Raw genomic sequence first — 20401 nt, forward strand, 5'->3', positions numbered from 1 at the left:
CTAGACATATGTAATAAAACATAACATATAATAATGAGAACATAATACCAGAAATTTGTGAATCTGTATAGCATTAACCAATTTGTGCAAACGGTGCCAAGCTTGCTGTGACATTGTAAAACACTGAGAATTGTTAATTTTAAATTAGAAAATGTGTTGACATTGATTTGGCAGTTTATCATAATAATCATTAAAATTCATTTAGCATTTTTATGATCATTTATACATACCACATTGGAGGAAATCAGTTGAAATTTGAAGAATCGAATGTATTACAGCAGTTGCCGAAACAATTTTTTGCCGGTCTGGTCAAGAAGGTCAATGCTAAAGTAGCCACCGGTGCGGATGTCATCAACGGGGGAGGGGGAATCCGGATCAGCCGACTCCCGATTTTATTGTCAGATCCATGCAGGAGCAAACCGCCATACCTGCCAATCATAAATATTCGCAATTCAGAGGTGACCCGGAACTAAAGCGGGCAGCGGCCAACTTCTATCAACGTGAATATGGGGTCACTTTAGATCCTGATAAGGAAATCGCCATTCTCGGCGGTTCAAAAATTGGGTTGGTGGAACTACCGTTTGCACTGCTGAACCCGGGGGACACAATGCTGCTGCCAGATCCCGGCTATCCCGATTACCTGTCCGGCGTTTCACTGGCACAAGTCAAACTGGAGCTGGTGACGCTGCGTGAACAAGACGACTTTTTGCCTGATTATCGGACCATTAAACCCGAAGTCGTGGATGCGGCTAAGCTGATGTATCTCAACTATCCTAACAATCCATCCGGAGCTGTGGCCACGCCGGAATTCTATCAGCAGACGGTTAACTTTGCTAAGACCAACCATATTGGTGTGGTGCAGGATTTTGCTTACGGGGCGATTGGGTTTGACGGCCGAAAACCGGTCAGTTTCTTACAAACTCCAGGTGCCAAAGAAGTCGGAATTGAAATGAACACTTTCTCTAAATCCTATAATATGGCTGGCTGGCGGATTGGGTTTGCGGCCGGGAACGCCGATATGATTGAAGCCATCAATCTGATTCAAGATCATTTATTCGTGAGTGTCTTCCCAGCCATCCAGAAAGCTGCCATTACGGCTTTGAATAGCGATCAGCAGTCCGTTCATGAGTTGGTTGCCCTCTATGAAAAACGCCGGAATCAATTTTTCAAGGCTGCTCGGGCAATTGGCTGGGAACCCTATCCATCCGGCGGTTCGTTTTATGCCTGGATGCCGGTTCCTGAGGGCTATACCAGCGAATCATTCGCCGATCTACTGCTGGATCAAGCAGCGGTGGCTGTCGCCCCTGGTAATGGTTTTGGCAAGGGCGGAGAAGGTTTCGTCCGGGTGGGCTTATTAATTGACGAGCCGCGATTTACCGAAGCTTGTCAGCGGATTGCCAAGCTGCATTTATTTGATTAGAGTTTACTAGCAACCTCGTTTTGCGCCTAAATGTTATCTAGCAGAACTGTGCGCCAATAAGCAGCTTCCGGCCGTATAAGGGGATTACCCAAACATCCAAGTTCTGGATATTTGGGTAATCCCCTTATACTCTGGAAGCTAACCGCTTATTTGCCCACGCTCGTTTTCCTAAATCGTTAAAATTAGCCGTTCGCGCAGCTTTATTTTAGATAATCGTGGAACTCAAAGCCAAGCATCTTTGGCCTGCCTCCATAGTTACCAGTAACCAAGAAGTTTGGTCAATTTTGCCCGATTCAAATCGCGATTGGTGATCGTGGCCATTTCGGTGCCGTCCAATCCATTGATGGATTTTTCGACCGGCTTCTGCCATGCATATTTGGCAATCATATTGCCGGCACTGGTCGCTGCATACATCAAGTCTGCCTGATAGCCGGTGTGGTCAAGCCCAAGGGTATGGCCAAGTTCATGTGCCAGGACACCATCCCAATATTGATCAATCGTAAATTTGGCAGCTAGACTGGGTTTGATATACCCCAGCGGATATTTGGCATCGTGATAGTGGGTTTTATCGATAAAAATTTGCCTGCTGTCGTAAAGACCATCCCAGCCTTCTTTTGTCCCGCTGCCAAATGAAATCTTTAAGGTATAGTGGCTTTGGCTTCCCATCTGAAAGACAGTTTCACCCAAGGCAGTATTCCATTTGTTCATGGCGTTTTGAACGTGCTGGTTCAATTCCGGATTGGCCACGTAAATCAACGCGTGATGATCCTTGAACATTGAGGTTGGCGAAAAATGAAAAACGTTATATGCCAAGTCAAAAACAGCTTCATGGGTTTCATAGTTCACCGGCTTCAGACTTAGGATAGTTTCATCCGGATTCATATCTGGGGCTGCATTAATCAATTTCATCAGCGACTTCTGAGACATTGCCACTTGCGTTTTGGTTAAATAGCCGTGCCAAATATACCCCGTTATTGTTTTGCTTTTATTGGCAACATAATAGTAGACTGCCGTTTTACCATTCGGTTTTCTGACGGTCACCCGTTTAGTAGCGTAGAAGATCGTTTCCGGATAATTTTTAGCGCTGTGAAGTTTTTGCGTTAGCGTTTTATCCCCATAAATAATCCCTTTGGCTGCTCGATAGGCTGTGCTTTTCTGGGGAGTGACCCGGACAATTTTTGCCGCTGTGGTTTTTGCATCAGCCGAGGTTGCGGCAACATCAATCATCAATGCTAACGAAAGCAGTCCGACTGCCAGCAACGTTAATTTTTTTACGACCCGACTCATTTGAACGTGCCTCCTCAAAGCTGCAAGTGTTTCCATTAATATACCATATCCGATTGATAATTTGCTACTTATGGCCTTGGCAGGTTCTCAGAAGTTGTGACCGTGGATTTTATCAGTGGTAATCTCCGGCATTGGTTCTACCAGATGGGTCGTATCCCTGTATTCGATGCTTAGATGACTCATGTTTTTAAGGTCGGAGAGAACCTGCTGATATTTGTGGGGATCGTGAACCAACGCTAATAACTCATGTGAGCGGACCAACTTGGTTTTTAATTTCCGACTATAAATGAAGAAGTAATAGCGGTCATTAAAATGGTTGTCGACGATCACCAACCAGTATTGGTAGTTGGGAAGTCGCTTGAAGTATTGGTGGTACTTGTCAATTAGTTCTCTTGATTCTGCCAGCATGGTGAAGACCTCCTTGAGATAAATCGTTAAGCTTGATGACCGCCAACCAAACCGGCACGGTCGATTGCAGTGCCGCCTTTGGTTTTGGACGAAGCTCTGATTAGTGCTTTGTAACCGTATTTTTTGCGGATAATGTCGATGGTTTGCTCCAATTTTTCCTTATCCAAGGTAGTGATGGGATCCTCAAACAGGCTGAAGCGGGTTTCACGCTTTTTTGAAAGCCGATTGCAACGAACCCCGACGTTACGAACTGCGCTGCCGTCCCATTTACTTTCCAATAAATAGTGGACGGCATTGGCAATGCTTTTGGTTGAGTTGGTGGGTTCAACGTGCATTTGGGCTGAGAAGTGGGTTCGTCCCTGCTTGTCTGTGGTGGCCATCCCGATGAAAATACTGACGACTTCAGCGACGACGTTGTTTTTTCGCAGGCGGGTCGCGACTTGATCGGCAATTTCACCGAAAACAGTTTTTAGATCACCCAATTCCGTGTAGTCGCGCATTAATACCTGTGAATTGCCGTAACCTTTATTGTCTGAACGGGGAAGATAACGCTTCTCAAGGTTGGAGTAGTCAATGCCCCACGCGTGGTAGTAAAGCTGTTCACCCATGACACCAAATTTCTTCTTTAACAGGTTAACGTCGGCGTGGGCCAGTTCTTTAATGGTATAAATGCCCAACTGATTGAGTTTGACGGCGGTGTGGCTGCCAATTCCCCACATATCGGCAAGATCTGGAATCTGCCAAATAGTATCGGGGACGTCGGCGTAGTCCCATTCGGCCTGCCAAGGCTCTTTTTTCTTGGCGGCGTTATCCAGGGCCAGTTTGGCCAGCAGGGGATTTTGTCCGATGCCAATCGTCGTGACAATGCCGGTTGCTTTAAAAACTTTGTCTTGAATCAATTTGGCAATTTGGGCATTGGAACCAAATAATTTGTGGCTGTGGCTGACATCGATGAAGCTCTCATCAATAGAATAGGGGAACCAGTGAATATCATCGGTAAACTGACGGTAGATGCGGTTGATTCGGTAGTTAAGGGCAACGTAATCGGCCATGTGCGGTTCCACCATTTCGATATCCATCTGATCATTGACTTCAAATCGTCGAGTCCCCAGTTTGACACCAAAGTTTTTCTTGGTGTAGGGACTGGCAGCTAAAATGAGTCCACCGGAGGATTCTTCGCGGCTCATGACGGCAATTTTGGTGGAAAGGGGATGCTCCCCGCGCTTGATGGCCTCAGTGGAGGCAAAAAAAGACTTGCAGTCAATGCACATAATGTCGTGGCTGGGCAAAAGGCTGGGATTATCAAGAGGTGTTTGCATAAGGATCACCTGCGATTGGAAAAGTTTTATTGAGTATCTATATAATACGAACATTTGTTTGGTGTGTCAAGAAGAACAGAGCGCGGACCAAGCCGGTTAGCTTCTGAGCATTTATGTAATCACGAGTGTTGATGCGGGTTGGGCATCAATACTCGTGATTGGATAAAGCGGAGGAAGCTGGCTTGGGGAGCGCATTTTGAAAACAGAGCGCGACGAGACCCGTTTAGGGCCCAGAACATAAGTGAGGAATGCCAATGATGAACGGTCTGGGTTCATCGTTGGCATTCCTCACTTATGTGGCCGGGCCCTGGGTCGTCGGAGCGCATTTTCAAGGCCGAAGGGAGCAGTAAATATAATAAGCGCAACAAACCTGGTGGAAGCTAGCCCAAAATAACATGGGAAAAGGAAGTTGATTTATGTATAAGGAAATTGTATCTGGGTAGAACTAACCCCAAAAAGATCAGTAACTCCACAAAAAAGCGCCCCTCCCAAGTTTTCCGCCTTGAGAAGAGCCGCTTCAATTTCATTTTTATCAATTATCATCAATTTCATCAATATTTCAAAAATAATCAGACGCTAATTTGCTGCTTAAAAAATATCTGAGTTAATCACCTGCAACTTTCAAGAACACAGCGCCAAGCCCCTTATCAAAGGTTGCTTTCCAGTCGCCATTGCTGAGTGATTCAGGTAGTAGGAAGGTACCGCTTGAAACACGTTGACCAGCTTGTAGCGGCATTCCTTGTGATTCGAGTTTTTCAACCAGCCAGTGTAAGGATTTTAACGGATTGCCCAACACTTCTGATGAAGCGCCGTCCTTTAGCTTCTTGCCGTCATGGAATAGTTCACATTTAACGTTGGCTAGATCATCGACGTTGTCAAATAGGAGATTGGTATCTTTTTCATCACCGTAGACGACGTAACCACCAACAGCAGCATCGGACATGACCATATATTTGGATAGGCTTGGGAACCAGTCACTGAAGCGTGAATCAGGTACTTCGACAGCTGGGGCAACCTTGGTCTTTCTCATGAGATCTTCTAAAGAATCTTTGCTGCTGAGATCTTCTTTAGCAGTAAAGAGCATTTCAACTTCAGCAAGTGGTTCCATGAGTTCGCCACGGTGAAGGGTAACTGGGGATTGTAGGAAATGGCTCTTAACCTGGGCACCATATAGTGGTGAGTCGGAGTCAAACATATCTTGAGTTTGCTTACTGGTAAGCGATACTTTGTAGCCGCCAACGTCTTCCTGCTTGAGTTGGGTTAGTCGTCTTTGAACCCGATAGGCTGACTTTTCATCCTTAACGACACCATCGTAGTCGGACTCTTTTAATGGCTTGTGTGTCTCGTAAGCGTTAAATAATTTGTTTGCTAATTCATTTTCCTTAGTTGTTAATTCCATCGTTGCTTGTTCATCCATAAGCGTTTCCTCCATAAATTGTATTTAATCTGTGGATCCTCAACTGTATGTACAGTGAGGACCACTCAGTGACGTGAAATATATGTGTTGTTATGTCAATGGCACTATGTCGGTTAAAATTATGTGTTTGCAAAATCTGAATCTGACCAGGGTTTTCATTGGAGCTGCTAATCACCGATTCCATAAGTCCTCACCACCTTAAATAATTAATTAAATTCAAATAAAAAGGCGTCCTCCAACTACCCGAAAATGGATAGTTAAAAGGACGCCTATTGCGCGGTACCACCTTAATTTGTAGTGCTATTACTAGCATTACCTCACACGTACAGCTTTCGCGATACGCTGACACAATAATGGGTGCACCCAATGCGATCTACTAAAACTTTGATCACATAGCTCGGAGATGATAATCATCTAAGGACGTAAATTGCTTCGCACCAACCAGCAACTCTCTTATTACGAACGGAAAATGACGTTTCTCTTCATCGCTTTTTAATTTGAATTTAATGATTGTCATTAATTTACACCCTGTTATTTTGATTGTCAACAGCAAATTTGAAATTAATTATTCTTTGTTGGGATTTTCTCGAATCACGCGGGCAGGATTGCCGGCAATGATGAGGTTATCTCCAAATGATTTGGTGACGGTTGAATTAGCGCCAACGATGACATTGTTGCCAAGCGTAACGCCGGGGAGAATCACCGATCCGCCGCCAACCCAAACGTCATTGCCCAAAGTCACCGGTTTGCCCAGACCCACAAAGTTCGCCCGTTGTTTGGGATCAAGGGGATGATAAGCAGCGTAAATTTGCACGTGTGGAGCCAGCATGCAGTGATTACCAATTGTCACCGGTGCAATATCCAAGATGACGTTATCGTAGTTACAAATAAAGTTATCGCCAACGTGAATATTGTAGCCAAAGTCACAGCGGAAGTTCGGTTGAACCCAGGGGTCTTTTCCGACTGAGCCAAACAGTTTGCGGACCAGGGCCTCTTTTTCCGCACCGGCAGTGTCGTCCAGTTCATTCATCATCTTACATAAGCGGCGGGCTTTAGTTTCGTCGTTGGTTAATTCGGGATCCATCACCAAGTATGGTTCACCCGCTAAAAATTTTTCCTTTTCAGTTGCCATGTGATTTTCCATCCTTTATTGTAAATTAATTTATATTATAGCATTATTTGTAAGTATAAATTGTCTCTAGGCATAATTTATTAGGATGAATTAGAAATTGCCGAGTGACTTAATATCGGGTATGATAAATGCAATTAATAATAGATAACCAAACTCACGGAATTTGAAAGGATGCAGACAATGAAAGCAGTTATTACAGTGATTGGTCATGACCAAATTGGCATTGTGGCAAAAGTTTCTCAACGGTTGGCAACTTTGAAGGTTAACATTACCGATATTTCCCAAACACTGATGCATGGTGATTTTACCATGATGCTCATGGGCGAATGGAACGATGCTGATGTGCAGTTTGAAGTTGTCAAACAGGGCTTACAGGATTTGGCAAATGAGACCGGCCTATCGATTAATATTCAGCGTCAAGAATTATTCGACGCGATTCAAAAGCTGTAGGAGGTCGCCAAAATGGAAACCAAACAAATTTTAGAGACCATTCTGATGATTTCTGAAGAAAAACTTGATATTCGAACCATCACAATGGGAATCTCGCTATTTGACTGTATCGATAGCGATGGTGTTAAGGCCCGGCAAAAGATTTATGATAAATTGACGACCAGTGCCAAAGATTTGGTGAAGGTTGCTGATCGAATTGAATCAGAGTATGGCATTCCCATTGTGAATAAACGGATTTCTGTGACCCCGATTTCAATGATTGCTGCTGCGTGTCACGATGATAATTATGTCGCCTATGCGCAGACAATGGAAAAGGCAGCAGAAACCCTGGGGGTTGATTTGATCGGTGGCTTCTCCGCGTTGGTTCAAAAAGGCTACCAATCAGGTGATCGAAAATTGATTGCTTCGATGCCGGAAGCCTTGAGTGAGACACAACGGGTTTGTGGCTCGGTTAATGTTGGTTCTACAAGAGCCGGGATTAACATGGATGCCGTCAAACAAATGGGCCAAGTGGTTAAAGATTTGTCTGAAATCGATCCGGTCAGCTGTATGAGTCTGGTGGTCTTTGCCAACGCGGTTGAAGACAATCCGTTCATGGCCGGCGCCTTTCATGGCGTTGGTGAAGCTGATAAAGTCATTAATGTTGGGATTAGTGGTCCGGGCGTGGTTAAACGGGCGCTTGAACAGGTCAAGGGGGAATCAATTGACACGGTTTCCGAAACGATCAAAAAAACGGCCTTCAAAGTCACTCGAATGGGCCAGTTTGTCGGTAATGTGGCTGCTAAAGCGCTGAACGTGCCGTTTGGAATCGTTGATTTGTCGCTGGCGCCAACGCCAAGTCAAGGGGACTCAGTCGCCGAAATTCTTGAAGAAATCGGTTTGGAAAGTGTGGGCGCCCCGGGAACGACCGCTGCTTTGGCATTGTTGAATGATGCGGTCAAAAAGGGTGGCGTGATGGCTTGTGAACATGTTGGCGGGCTGTCAGGTGCCTTTATTCCCGTGTCAGAGGACAGTGGGATGATCAAGGCAGTTGAGCACGGTAATTTGAATTTGGAAAAATTGGAGGCAATGACTGCTGTTTGTTCAGTGGGATTGGACATGGTGGCAGTTCCGGGCGATACGCCGGCTGAAACAATCAGTGGGATGATCGCAGATGAAGCAGCTATCGGTGTGATTAACAATAAGACAACGGCGGTGCGGGTGATCCCGGCGAAGGGCAAGCAAGTCGGAGAGCAAATTGACTTCGGCGGGATATTCGGCTATGCGCCGGTAATGCCGGTAAACACCAATAGCCCAGCGAAATTCGTTCAAAGGGGAGGAAGAATCCCGGCACCGATTCATTCGTTTAAAAACTAAGAGCGCGACGAGACCCGGTTGACCCTGGTATATAAGTGAAAGACAACCCCTGATGAACGGTCTTTGTTCATCAGGGGCTGTCTTTAGCTTATATGTTAGGGGTCGGGGTCGTCGGAGCGTATCTCAAAGGTTGAAGGGAGCTGTAGATATAATGAGCGTTACAAACCCTGTAGGCTAAAGGACAAAAGACAACCCCTGATGAACGTTTTTTGTTCATCAGGGCTGTCTTTGACTTATATATTAGGGGTCGGGGTCGTCGGAGCGTATCTCAAAGGCCGAAGGGAGCAGTAGATAAAATAAGTGCATCAAACCTTGTAACCTACAAAACAAAATAGAATCGAGGAGCTCTTGATGAACGTATTTTGTTCATCGTTGCCTGCTTCTGCTTGTACAATAGGGTCCTGGGTCGTCGGAGCGTATCGCAGAGGCCGAAGAGAGCAGTAAATAAAATAAGCACCACAAAGCCTGGGGACTACAAATCCTTCTCCACCACAACACAAGGCACGCCGTCCTCATAAAACACATCGGACGTGATCTCATAACCCAGGCGTTGATAAAATTTGACGGCGTCCATTTCACTATGAATCAGTGAATGAGTGAAACCCATTTGTTTGGCCTTGTCTTCAAGGGCACTGACAACTTTTCTGCCATAGCCATGTCCTCGCGCTTCCTTTAAGGTTGCGACTCTGCCGACTTTAAGGGTGTGGTCATTGTAAGTTTCAAACCGACAAGTCGCGACTGGCACTTTGTCATCAAATAAGACCGCATAAACCATGCTGTCGGAATCTTTGTCATCGAATTCATCTCGAAAGGCGATTCCGCGCTCCAATACAAAAACGGACATTCGAATGTAAGCAGCAGCCCCACGAGCTGGTTTGGAACTTTCCACGATTAATTTCATAATAGGCTCCTCAAAATAGACTTCTTGAACTTTAATATTGAGCTGGTTATCATCTGATTTACGATACTTCTGGACCGGCAGGCCAATCTTTGCCGACATCAACCCAACGGTCGGCGTTTGCATATTTGCTGAGCTCATCGACAGACAATTTGACTGCGCTGTGGGTGTCACCTGCCGCAGGGTAGATGAATTCAAACCGCTGAAGGGAAACGTCCAGATAGACTTTAACGCCTTGATTGAGAGCAAATGGGCAAACACCTCCTGGTTGATGGCCAATATATTCTTCAACTTGATCTCTTGGGATCATTCTGGCGCGCTTGTGAAATTCGGCCTTGAACTTTTTGTTGTCGACTTTGGCATCACCGGCCAACACAACCAGCAGTGGGTGGGAATCAATCAAGAACGACATTGTTTTGGCAATATGTTCCGGTTCACAATTTAACGCTTCAGCAGCTTCCATAACCGTTGCGCTGGATTCATCCAAGACTTTAATGCGATCGGCTAAGCCAACCTCGTTAAAGTACTGTTTCACTTTTTCAAACGACATACCTATCACTCCCGACTGATAAAGATTAAGACTAATATACAGGTTCACGGAAGAATAGTAAATAAGATCTTGATTATTCCAGAATGAAAAAAACCTCGATTTAAAATTGAAGTGCAACACCTGCTCTACTAGACCAGTTCTTTATTCAGACTAGTCAAAAAGGCCATGAAGACCTATTCTTAATTCACCACAAACAAGAAAGAGGTATCTTCATGACCCGAATTAAGAATATCATATCTAATCAGTATCACCAACTCAATTTAGCTGAACGTGGTCGAATTGAATCCCTAAGGGACTTAGATTGGTCTATCCGCCGGATTGCCCAGGCCCTTCATCGTAATCCCAGCACGATTTCACGTGAATTAAAACGTGGGACAACGACACAGATTAACGCTAGTACTCATATCTTTGAACAGTCATATCTGGCAGAAACTGGTGAAGCAATTTATCGTAAGCACCGACTAAATAGCTGTTATCGTGGACTCTTTGATCATTGTCAAACCTTCTGTAATGCTTTGGTGACAGCTTTAAAAGCGCGTCCCAGGATGCATAGTGTGGATACTTTTGTCCACCAATTCAAGACTGATCACCCAAGGCTTGTCTGCCCCTCAACACCGACGGTGTACCGGTATATTGATGACCAGCGTTTAGTTATCCGCAATTCAGACCTACCAGCTAAACTACGTCGCCGGATTAAATGCCCCGGGGCAAAGCATCATCGAATCAATAAGAAAAATCTGGGCCATTCAATCGAAGAGCGTCCCGCCATGGTTCAAGCGCGTCAAGAGCTTGGACACTGGGAAGGTGACTTGGTCAAAGGCAAACGGGTTGAATCTGAGCCAGCATTAATGACTTTGACTGAACGTGTTAGTCGCTTAGAGATCATCGTTAAACTTCCCAATTATCATGCCGACACTTGCTTGAAAGCCCTCCAGAATACCTTATATGACTATGGAACCGAGCACTTTAAAACCATTACTTTTGATAATGGTGCTGAGTTCTCAAGCTTGAGTCAAGTCAAGGGAACTGACATCTACTTTGCCCATCCTTATTCACCATGGGAACGTGGAACCAATGAGAACACTAACGGCCTTTTGCGCGAGTTCTTCCCGAAGGGCAGATCCTTGGCTTCGGCCTCACTCATTGACATTCAGCTGGCTCAAGATACCTTAAACAACCGGCTACGGCGGTCATTGAACTATCGCTGCCCAGCCGATCTAATGCCTGAACTAGCTTAGCAACTAGACCACTTCTAAGAATAGATTCTTAGTGTTGCACTTGATTTGACAATTGAGGAGAATGAAAAAAATGAATGGGCAGTTAAGGATTTGTCTGGGACTGAAAAGTGGCTCCAGTTCTGACTGGAATGGGAATTCCAACAGCTACAAATGGCCTTTTCAAGCTGCCAATCCTGATCGGGACTTAATTAATTGTCAGATTAATGGTAACATGAAACCCTATGATCCAAAATTATGAGAGAAAACTGAAGATTTGTTTAAGTATTGATTTGGCGAGAGCTTTTGCTAGATTGAAGTGCTAAAACTTCGTAAAATATGCTTAGAGACAGATAAAGGGGGTTGGCATTAGTAATGTCACGTAAAGAGAAGTTCGCTAAAAAGCCTAAGAAAAAATTATGGACACGAATCCTGGTGGGGTTTGTGTTGGTTCTTTTTGGTGGCTTCGTGGGCTCTCATTTCTATTTTCAAAATCATTTCAAGTTCACCAAAATTAACGACGTTGATGTTTCCGGTTTGACGGTCGCTCAGGCAACCAAGAAGTTGAATACCTCACATATCGATGAAGACGGCAATTATTTAGTGGTTCGGGATTCAAAAATCAATGTGAATTCCAAGGATGTTAAGAAATTATTCAAACACCGTAGTTCAATGAGTGCGATGACTTCTGCCAAGCTGAGTGCCAAGTCTGATGTAACCAACAAGCAACTCAACTACCGCTTGAAGACGTTACTGCCGAAGTTTGAAAACCGGGTTGATCAAATCAATACCGGTCGCAAACAGACCATCGATTCAAAAGTTATTTTGAAGAATGGCAAAATTGTTGTTCAAGCTGGCCAGCAGGGAAGCACTCTGGATAAGGCCAAGATGGTCAAAGACTTTAAGAAGCAGGCAAAATCGAGTTTATTGATTTCGGTTAAAATGACTAAAGATGCGTACGTCAAGCCGAATAGTACTCAAATTGCCAAACAGAAGAAACAGTTAGCCAACATCTTGGACAACACCGTCACGTTGAATACCTACAATAAGACCTATAAGTTTGTTGCCAAACGCTGGGTTGCCAATGGTTACCCAACTGCTAACGGGACCTATAAGTTTGATTCAACCAAGATTAAGAATTGGGTGGCAAAATTTGCCAATAAAGTCGATACCCTTGGCAAGTCGGTTTGGATTACCACTCATCAAGGCAAGAGGGTTCGTGTTCATGCTGGTGGAACCTATGGCTGGAAAGTTAATCAATCGGCTTTAACCAAGAATATCATGAAGAATCTTGGCCGATCACATTCCGTCACAATGAACTTGAAGCACTATGCGGTCGGAACCGGTTATGGTGTTAAGGGGTCTGGTAAGACCTATGTCGCCATTGACCTGCAGCGCCTTCACGAATACGTTTATAAAAACGGCAAGCTGATGGCTAATATTCCAATCATGTCTGGAACGTTGACCGGTGGTAACCGAACCCCTCAAGGCGCCTTTTACATTATGTACAAGCAGCGTCACGCAACTTTGAGAGGGAGGAACAGTGATGGTTCAAAGTATGCATCACCAGTCAGCTACTGGGAACCATTGACCAATTCAGGGGTTGGGATGCACGATTCACCATGGCAGCCCGCCTCGGTCTATGGTAATCCAAGTGCTCGTGCACAATACCATTCTCATGGCTGTTTGAATAATCCACCGTCGCGAATGGGTGAGGTGTGGAAGAACACGCACACTTTGGAACCCGTATTTATTTATTACTAAGAAGTCAAATGACTGTTGACAGGGAATCGCCTGCCAACAGTCATTTTTTGATTTAATATATGTTAAACTGATGATAAATAGCAAAACGGGGTGAACAATCGTGCATTTATATAAACACGTTGATATTAGCAATAACCGCAATTTGGTTTATGGTCTAAATGTGGTCGCCGTTATTGCCTTTTTAGGCTTCCTGTGGCTGTTTGGTCCCATTGTCGGCTCAATGACTGTCAACTTCACTGAAAGCTACTTCGTTTGGCTGATCGTGGCATTATTAGTGATTGTGACGATCCACGAGGTTTTGCACGGGATTCTTTATAAAGTGTTTAAGCCAAATGGGAAAATTAAAGTTGGTTTCAAAAGTGGCATGTTGTCCGTTTCCAGCCCCAAGTCCCTCTATACCAAGCAGCAATTTATTTGGATTGGGGCGACCCCATTTATCGTCATTTCACTCGTCCTGATTGCGATATTTCTTTTGGGATGGCTTCCTGGCGAATTATTCTTACCATTGGCAGCCCTTCATGGGGCAGGTTGTGTCGGTGACTTTTATCTTTTATGGCTGGTGATAAGCTCACCAAAGCACTATTACATTAGCGATCAAGAAAATGGCATCGACATTTATTCCCCCAACTGAATTGTTGGATTTCAACGGTGTCTCAGATACAATAAAGGGATTGCAACCAAAGTCTGAGCTTTGGCGGCAATCCCTTTATTGGATGGTTAACGTTAATCTTGGACCAAAATTTTAATTCCTAAATACAGATTATAAATGAACATGGCCAGATCCACCAGGATAACTAACGCGATTAGCGCCAGGAAAAGAAATCCAGCAAAGGCGGCCTTTTCGGAAATCACACCACTGATACCGACAACCAGGATGGTCAGGATGGTCAGCACAAGGGGGATTAAATGCAAAATAAGCGCGTGTCTCGCAGTGCTGTGCATATCTGGATTGTTATCGCTGACGATCCAAACAATCAGTGGAAAAATAAATGGTGCGAAAACAATTGAAAGATAGGATAAAGCATTAACAATTCGATTTGTCGACATGTGAGTAACTCCTTAGTGATTGGAATAGGATTTGTAGACCGGCGAGCGGAAAAGATCGACGAATGCACCACCACCGGAATAATCCCGGAGAACACTGATCTTTTGGCCCTCAACGGTTCGGTGGGTCTTCCGCCAGCCACGGTCACTCTGATAGGCTTTGGTCGCATAGGCGTTAAACGTGTACCGGTTCGTGCCGGAGATTTTAGCAAAAGCTAATTTTCGATAGCCCTTCCAAGTGGATTTATAAAGGGTGTGCTGCTTGCCGTTGTATTTTTGGGTGACTGAGTACTTGTTAATCTGGGTCAAACAGAACTTCCCGTTGACGTATGAATACCAATTCCCGCGCCAGCTGGTCGGCGTTGAACTGTGAATGGTGCCAACATGATAATAAGTGTCAGCAGCTTGAGCAGGCTCATGATTGACGAAAACGGTGAAAATGAAACTGGCAGCTGTGATAACAGCAACCTTCAACAATTTGTTCATTTAAATTCTCCTAAAAGTCTCCGGATCAAAAACAGAATTATTTTGATAAAGTTGGCTAATTCTTTAGATTATACTAAAAAATGATAGCGTACCAAGTGCGGTTTTGTCAAATAAGCAGAAAAAAGGCTCGCTGACTTTGGTCAACGAGCCTCAACAATGCAATTATTGTTTATCTTTACTTCTTCTGATTGGATGTTCTTTTTCTTCTTTATCAACGGACTTTTGATACATTTTATCGTTGACGTACGGATAAGTCCACTTAACCATCGCTGACATGATAATTGGCAAGGTCAATACCAAAATGATCAACCCAACAATCACGGTCATCGCAACTTGAATCAAAGTCAAAACGTTTGACGGAATCAACGCGGCAAAAGTTCCACCCAAGATGATGGCAGCGGAAATGACGACTGTCCCAATAATGGTTGCCGAATTTAAAATTCGTCGACGGACATCCGGAATGGCGCCGGCATCACCACGGTACCTCATCATCAAGAAGATACTGTAATCGACTCCTAATGCCACCAACATGATGAAACTAAAGAACGGTGTGTTCCAAGTCAGCATGTTCTGGAACAGCAGATATCCCGAAAGCCATTTGGTAATCTGCAGTGATCCCATATAGGTTACGATTAAGGTGCCAATAATGGTAATGGCTTGAACCAGTGAGCGGGTAACCACCATCAGGGCTAAACCGATTCCCACCAGCATGATGACAACTGTTCGGAAGAAATCGCCATTAGCAATCTTTTGAAGGTCAGAAGTTTGAGAACTTTGACCGCCGATAGCGACCTTAGCATTTTTCAAACTGGTGTCCTTCATTTTGGCATTCAGATCGCGAGTGATTGTCCGAATCCGGTTAGCCGACTTGGTGGTACTTGGATCGGAATTCAGGACCACGGTAATCTTGGTAATCTTCCGGTCTTTTGACATAAATGCGTCAAGGGAAGGGGTGAATGACGCACTCTTGATACTTGCGGCAGGCATATAGAAGGTGTTGCCCAAGTAAGACTTTTGCATTTCCTTCAAGTATTTGTTAACAGTGGTGGTTCCGCTTGAAACTTGATCCAATCCTGAATTGGCAGAGGTCAAACCAGTTTGTAATTCCTGCATCTGACTCTGGAGCTCTTTCATTTTCGAATTCAATGTTTGAACACCCGAATTAACTTGAGAACTGCCACTAGCGACACTTTGAGCCCCGGAAACCAGTGATGAACTGTTTGAATTCAGTCGACTAGCGCCACTTGTAATCTGGTTCAGGCCATTTGAGAACGGAGCAACTTGTGAATTCAAGCGGCCAAGACCGGAAGATAACTGTCTTGATCCGGACTGCAATGCGGCCATCCGGGCACGAAGCGCCTTTAGCTTAGCGGTTTGGCTTCTCACTTGAGAAATTCCCGTGTTCAATCGTTGACTGCCAGCTGACAATCGGCCGACACCGGATTGAAGACTGGAGGTGCCTGAGCTGAGTTGTTGCGAACCGCTGGCCAAGTTGCTGACACCGGCAGTGTATGAGGTGACGCCTTGGCTCAGTTGTTGGGCACCGGCCTCTAGTTTGCTGGCACCATCAGCTAATTTCTCAACTTGGGCGATGCTTTCAGAAGTGTTTGAGTTGGCTAATTTTTCGTTGGCACTCTTTAAACCTTTTTGAACTTTCTTGATGCCTTGATTGGCTTGGTTTAAGCCATTAGTAAGACTTTCCAGCTGACTTCTTAGATACAGTGAATTGATTTTTGTTCCACCTGGACGGGTAACTGAGGCAACACTCTTGACCCCGGCTTCAGAATTCAGGTAGCTGGTTAATTGGTCGATTTCAGCTAAATGTTGTTGGGTATCCAGTGGTTTCTTGTTTTGAATATAGACGGTCGTCGGGCCGGACATCCCAGCAGGGTAGTGATCCTGAATGATGTTATAACCGGCTTTTGACTGAACCGAGTTGGGCAATTCATCGGCACTGTTAAAATTGAGTTTCTGACTGCCAACGAACAACAGTGGCAAAGCAGCAATGATTAAAATCCCAACCATAATGAAACTGTGTGAGAGGGTGAACTTTGAGAGGAAATTCCACAGGAAACTTCGGTCATGGGCAGCCAGGTTCTTGCTTGGCCAAAAGAGTCGTTCTCCCAAGGTAGACATGAAGAACATATTCAGAGTCAACAGAACCATTAATAGAATGGCAACTCCGACAGCGACCGCAACGCCTGAACGGTAGAAAGAGAACTTGGCCAATGCTAAGGCCGCAAAACCAATTAAGACCGATGAACCACTATACAGAATGGTTCGTCCGGCATGCCGCCGCGCACTTCTTGCGGCGTCGGTTGCGCCTTGACCCTTACGGATTTCCTCTTTAAAGCGGTCATACAATAAAATGTTGTAATCAGTCCCAATTCCAAACAGAACTACCACCAGAAAGACTTGGGTAAAGTTGGAGATTGGGAAATCCCATCGTTGTGCCAAATTCATGACCACGTCCAATGACAGCAGGTAGGAGACACCGACTGTCAGTAATGAAATGACAGGAATTAAGAAGGAACGAAAGACGATGATCAGCACTATGAAGATGAAGATTGCCGCAATGATTTCGGTCTTTTGAAGTCCCTGCTCAGTAACCGTTGAAAAATCTTCATTTAAGACGTCACTACCGGTTACGTACGTTCTCATTCCCGGCGTTTTAATCTTATCCAAGATTTTATCAGTCTGGCCACGAACCTTGTCTTTTTTCGGCACGGTGATCATGACCATCTGGGTGGTACTGTCTTTTGACTGCAGCTGCTGTTTGGCAGCTTGGTTGTCACTTGGGGCTGTGACCGAGATAATGTGCAGGTCCGGGTCGTTCTTGACGGCGTTGGTGGCGTCTTGAATCTGTAAGGTCTGCTCATCACTCAACTTGCCGTGCTTGTTATTGAAAACGGCGATGAGGGTTCTGGCATTTTTGCCGCCCTCATATTTTTTCTCAATCTTATTGGCAACTTCACTCTGCACCGAAGCAGGGAGCTGAACAGTCCCTTTGTCATGGACCAGCTGGGAAATATTTGGCAACGTAAAAATTGCGACCAAAATTAGGCCAATCCACACAATCAGTGATAACAGATGCTTCTCTTTGAATTTCTGCATTAAAATTCTTCCTCTCATTCCCTAGTGATAAAATTATTCTCTTGTTCAAATTTAGACACTTGTATAAGCAATATTAAAATGATAAACTCGGCGTGAATCTGACGCAAGGGACATTTTGCTGCGTTAGTTTAAATTTAGACAAAATTCGATAAATGCAAACAGAGGCTGGCTCATGAAATATGACTTAACAAAGAAACCAACGCGTGGTGCGCAACGAACCTTGGAATCATTTTCGACGACGATGATCGCGCTTCTCTCCAAAGAGCCGTTCGAAAAAATTAGTGTCAACGAGATTTGTGCGGTTAGTAATTTTCCCCGGGCGACTTTTTATAACTACTTTGACGATAAATTCGACTTGGCAGCGTATTGCTGGTATGTAATTGCCCAAGAAATTGAAGTGGATCAGGCGACCGAATTGAAAGCTGATCGAACATTGATCACGTATTTTGATCGACTTTACGACGTGTTCAAAAATAACCAGACGTTACTCGATAACGTGCTTCAGTACAATGATTTTTCCGGACAGCTGGTTAACAGTTTTATTAATTACTTTAAAAATAAGCTGCAGGAAATCCTCACCAAATCAATTGATTATTCCAAGGCGGGCCTACCGGTTGAATTGATCGTCGATCATTGCAGTCAGACGGTTGTACTGGTTTTAAAATGGATCTTTTTAAAGCATCATGATTCCGACAAACAGCAGGCTCATGAATATTTGGAGAAGTTGTTGAATATTGAACATTTTATCTGAATTGACACATCAAGTGAATCATTCAATGACTATATAGTACCATGAACGACCTTTTCGTGAATTGAATTTTCATGAAAATATTGAGCGAAGCAACTTCTATTATAGCAAAAGTGGCCTTCATTTGTGCGTTAAGTTGAGATGTGTTAGCATGCTATTTAAGTGTTCCCAAAGAATGCTTAAATCAGTTCAATGATGAGGAAGTGACAGAATGGTCTTAACTTCAGATGAAGCAGCTGCAACTAAGCAGGAACTCCAAGGCAACTTCGAGTTGTCAGGGATCACTTTGCAAATGGCAGCCGTTGATTTGAAAAGCACGCCTGAACATATTCAGGACGTTTTAAACTTGAAAAATTGCCAAAAAGAAGAACCTTGGATTCTGCGTAATTACCTAATTAAGCTCATTTTGCTTCAGGAAAAAGAACCCTATTCATTCTCCAAATTAATAGGGGATCCCAAACGTTATCAGTTTTTGAACAGTCGCCTGATTGATCGTGGCGAATTGGCCTAAGGTTTTAATAAAGTGAATGATTGTGTCAAATGAAAACAATCCAAAATTAGATCCAGTTAAAACTGCTTGAATTTCAGTTTTAACTGGATCTTTTATATTACTCCGAGGATGAATGTTGGGACGTCGGCTAATTATTGCTATATATTGCTTAAATGGCTAGAATCAAAACCGCTCGCACTCGCCTGAATCCCACCGTTGTTTAGCTTAAATGTGTGAAAGAGGACAGCAACTAAATTTTAAGCCTCTCCAGCCAAAAACCTAACTCGGTTTCCTTGTGTCTCACTGTTATTTGGATGAAATGTGTGCAAGAGGACAGTAATTGAAATTTAAGCGCCGCCACCCGAAAACCTGACTCGGTTTCCGACCAGCGGCGCTTAAATTTCAATTACTAAACGTCCTCTTTCACACTCTCATCTTGAAGTGGTCACATCACTTTGCTTAACCCAGCCATTGACTTGAGGATGGGCAGCGTCTGTTACATAGTAGTAAGTGGCATTGCCATCGCGATTATTTTGCTTGGTGCCGACCTTGGTCACGGTCAGTGGATCCTTGTAAAAGTCTGCCGTTGCGCTGAGATTGCGCCCCACTTTATATTGGGTATAGTCAGGGGCAACGTAGGTTAACGTGGAAGCTTTTGGTGTCGTAAAGTACATTGTGGTGTTGGCAAAATAAGTTGGCACCGTTGATTCCTGGAAGGTCGTCGTTGCCTTTAAGCCACCGGAAACATCACTGGGATTGATTGTCGGATCGGTTGTTCCGGCAAATATCCAGCCCCGATAGGTTTTATCGAAGGAAACAACTTTCAGGTACCAGTCGCCATTTGAGGTCTGAGCTGCCCGATAACCTCTGAAGTAGGTTTGCCCGGCATCGGCAGTTGTGCCAAGGGTCTTTAAAACGGCTGCCTTGGTGACAACTTTTGCACTCTTATAGACCGGCACTTTTGAATAGAGTGGTGCTGTTCCGGTTGTCAGGTAATTACGGGAATTGCCATCCGCCACGAGCGCCTGGTTGCTGGTTACAGTCGTCGTTGATTTGGCCTCAGTGTTGGTTGGCGTTAGGGTAAATGCGCCGATGGCAAGTGTCAGGCCAAGTCCCAATATGAGTTTGCTGGTGATTGTTTTCAAATTAATCCCTCCAAGCACAATCTTTATTCAAAAAGTATACACCCATTTGAAAATGAATCATACAATCGAAGTCAATTAAATTAAAAAATGATTAGTTTATTTTCGAATGACAGTTGATAAAAATACATAGTTACCTGATATACATCACCAACTCCATTC

General features: G+C 44.3%; 19 protein-coding genes, 1 pseudogene and 1 other annotated feature. Of the genes and pseudogenes, 9 read left to right on the forward strand and 11 right to left on the reverse strand.

Going from position 1 to position 20401, the window contains the following annotated elements; all coding sequences use genetic code 11:
- The first annotated feature begins 248 nt into the window (after positions 1 to 248).
- Positions 249 to 1420 (forward strand): annotated as a pseudogene (locus KE627_RS09985) (aminotransferase class I/II-fold pyridoxal phosphate-dependent enzyme).
- Positions 1421 to 1675: 255 nt separating this feature from the next.
- On the opposite strand, the gene KE627_RS09990 reads toward KE627_RS09985, so the two are convergent.
- The 5 genes from KE627_RS09990 to KE627_RS10010 form a co-directional block, all read right to left on the reverse strand.
- Positions 1676 to 2707: a matrixin family metalloprotease gene (locus KE627_RS09990; RefSeq protein WP_056939255.1), complete on the reverse strand. Its 1032-nt coding sequence runs from the start codon at positions 2705 to 2707 to the stop codon at positions 1676 to 1678.
- A gap of 87 nt (positions 2708 to 2794) precedes the next feature.
- Complete coding sequence (locus KE627_RS09995) at positions 2795 to 3115, reverse strand: hypothetical protein (protein WP_013727604.1); 321 nt, start codon at positions 3113 to 3115, stop codon at positions 2795 to 2797.
- Between the two features lie 26 nt (positions 3116 to 3141).
- Positions 3142 to 4434, reverse strand: a complete 1293-nt coding sequence (locus tag KE627_RS10000) for a Y-family DNA polymerase (RefSeq protein WP_056939254.1) — start codon at positions 4432 to 4434, stop codon at positions 3142 to 3144.
- 604 nt (positions 4435 to 5038) lie between these two features.
- Positions 5039 to 5851, reverse strand: coding sequence for a 2-keto-4-pentenoate hydratase (locus KE627_RS10005; protein ID WP_014939686.1), 813 nt, complete (start codon positions 5849 to 5851; stop codon positions 5039 to 5041).
- Between the two features lie 258 nt (positions 5852 to 6109).
- Positions 6110 to 6346 (reverse strand) — a binding site (T-box leader).
- A gap of 70 nt (positions 6347 to 6416) precedes the next feature.
- On the reverse strand, positions 6417 to 6983 hold the full coding sequence (locus KE627_RS10010; RefSeq protein ID WP_013727609.1) for a sugar O-acetyltransferase: 567 nt from the start codon (positions 6981 to 6983) through the stop codon (positions 6417 to 6419).
- 180 nt (positions 6984 to 7163) lie between these two features.
- Here KE627_RS10010 and KE627_RS10015 point away from each other — a divergent pair, with 180 nt between their 5' ends.
- Positions 7164 to 7433 (forward strand): ACT domain-containing protein, encoded by a 270-nt coding sequence (locus KE627_RS10015; protein WP_013727610.1) that lies wholly within the window; start codon positions 7164 to 7166, stop codon positions 7431 to 7433.
- Between the two features lie 12 nt (positions 7434 to 7445).
- Positions 7446 to 8789 carry a PFL family protein gene (locus KE627_RS10020; protein ID WP_013727611.1) on the forward strand — a complete coding sequence of 448 codons (1344 nt, stop codon included), beginning with the start codon at positions 7446 to 7448 and terminating at the stop codon, positions 8787 to 8789.
- 472 nt (positions 8790 to 9261) lie between these two features.
- Here the strand turns inward: KE627_RS10020 and KE627_RS10025 are convergent, their stop codons facing one another.
- Together KE627_RS10025 and KE627_RS10030 are read right to left on the reverse strand one after the other, a co-directional pair.
- The gene (locus KE627_RS10025) at positions 9262 to 9813 is read right to left on the reverse strand and encodes a GNAT family N-acetyltransferase (RefSeq protein WP_225427185.1); all 552 of its coding nucleotides are present in this window, start codon (positions 9811 to 9813) and stop codon (positions 9262 to 9264) included.
- Positions 9749 to 10237, reverse strand: a complete 489-nt coding sequence (locus KE627_RS10030) for a YbaK/EbsC family protein (RefSeq protein WP_056939253.1) — start codon at positions 10235 to 10237, stop codon at positions 9749 to 9751. The genes KE627_RS10025 and KE627_RS10030 overlap by 65 nt, the downstream gene beginning before the upstream one ends.
- A gap of 212 nt (positions 10238 to 10449) precedes the next feature.
- On the opposite strand from KE627_RS10030, the gene KE627_RS10035 reads away from it, so the two are divergent.
- The 4 genes from KE627_RS10035 to KE627_RS10050 all read left to right on the forward strand — a co-directional run bounded on the left by KE627_RS10035 (position 10450) and on the right by KE627_RS10050 (position 13846).
- Positions 10450 to 11475: an IS30 family transposase gene (locus KE627_RS10035; RefSeq protein ID WP_035181582.1), complete on the forward strand. Its 1026-nt coding sequence runs from the start codon at positions 10450 to 10452 to the stop codon at positions 11473 to 11475.
- Positions 11476 to 11536: 61 nt separating this feature from the next.
- On the forward strand, positions 11537 to 11713 hold the full coding sequence (locus tag KE627_RS10040) for a hypothetical protein (RefSeq protein WP_162255343.1): 177 nt from the start codon (positions 11537 to 11539) through the stop codon (positions 11711 to 11713).
- Between the two features lie 113 nt (positions 11714 to 11826).
- A complete protein-coding gene (locus KE627_RS10045; RefSeq protein ID WP_136861268.1) occupies positions 11827 to 13215 on the forward strand; it encodes a L,D-transpeptidase family protein in 1389 nt (462 codons plus the stop codon).
- A 100-nt stretch (positions 13216 to 13315) separates the two neighbouring features.
- Positions 13316 to 13846, forward strand: a complete 531-nt coding sequence (locus tag KE627_RS10050) for a DUF3267 domain-containing protein (RefSeq protein ID WP_013727615.1) — start codon at positions 13316 to 13318, stop codon at positions 13844 to 13846.
- A gap of 92 nt (positions 13847 to 13938) precedes the next feature.
- Here KE627_RS10050 and KE627_RS10055 read toward each other — a convergent pair whose 3' ends face one another.
- The 3 genes from KE627_RS10055 to KE627_RS10065 all read right to left on the reverse strand — a co-directional run bounded on the left by KE627_RS10055 (position 13939) and on the right by KE627_RS10065 (position 17859).
- The gene (locus tag KE627_RS10055; protein ID WP_014939694.1) at positions 13939 to 14262 is read right to left on the reverse strand and encodes a magnetosome magnetite crystal formation protein family; all 324 of its coding nucleotides are present in this window, start codon (positions 14260 to 14262) and stop codon (positions 13939 to 13941) included.
- Between the two features lie 12 nt (positions 14263 to 14274).
- The gene (locus tag KE627_RS10060) at positions 14275 to 14745 is read right to left on the reverse strand and encodes a hypothetical protein (RefSeq protein WP_013727617.1); all 471 of its coding nucleotides are present in this window, start codon (positions 14743 to 14745) and stop codon (positions 14275 to 14277) included.
- Between the two features lie 162 nt (positions 14746 to 14907).
- Positions 14908 to 17859 carry an MMPL family transporter gene (locus tag KE627_RS10065; RefSeq protein ID WP_013727618.1) on the reverse strand — a complete coding sequence of 984 codons (2952 nt, stop codon included), beginning with the start codon at positions 17857 to 17859 and terminating at the stop codon, positions 14908 to 14910.
- A 172-nt stretch (positions 17860 to 18031) separates the two neighbouring features.
- Between KE627_RS10065 and KE627_RS10070 the strand changes: the two genes are divergently transcribed.
- Complete coding sequence (locus KE627_RS10070; protein ID WP_013727619.1) at positions 18032 to 18610, forward strand: TetR/AcrR family transcriptional regulator; 579 nt, start codon at positions 18032 to 18034, stop codon at positions 18608 to 18610.
- A gap of 208 nt (positions 18611 to 18818) precedes the next feature.
- A complete protein-coding gene (locus KE627_RS10075) occupies positions 18819 to 19118 on the forward strand; it encodes a DUF2316 family protein (RefSeq protein WP_013727620.1) in 300 nt (99 codons plus the stop codon).
- A 410-nt stretch (positions 19119 to 19528) separates the two neighbouring features.
- Here the strand turns inward: KE627_RS10075 and KE627_RS10080 are convergent, their stop codons facing one another.
- Positions 19529 to 20242 (reverse strand): hypothetical protein, encoded by a 714-nt coding sequence (locus KE627_RS10080; protein ID WP_013727621.1) that lies wholly within the window; start codon positions 20240 to 20242, stop codon positions 19529 to 19531.
- Positions 20243 to 20401 lie beyond the last annotated feature (159 nt).

This window comes from Lentilactobacillus buchneri, from assembly GCF_018314255.1.
Lineage (GTDB): Bacteria > Bacillota > Bacilli > Lactobacillales > Lactobacillaceae > Lentilactobacillus > Lentilactobacillus buchneri.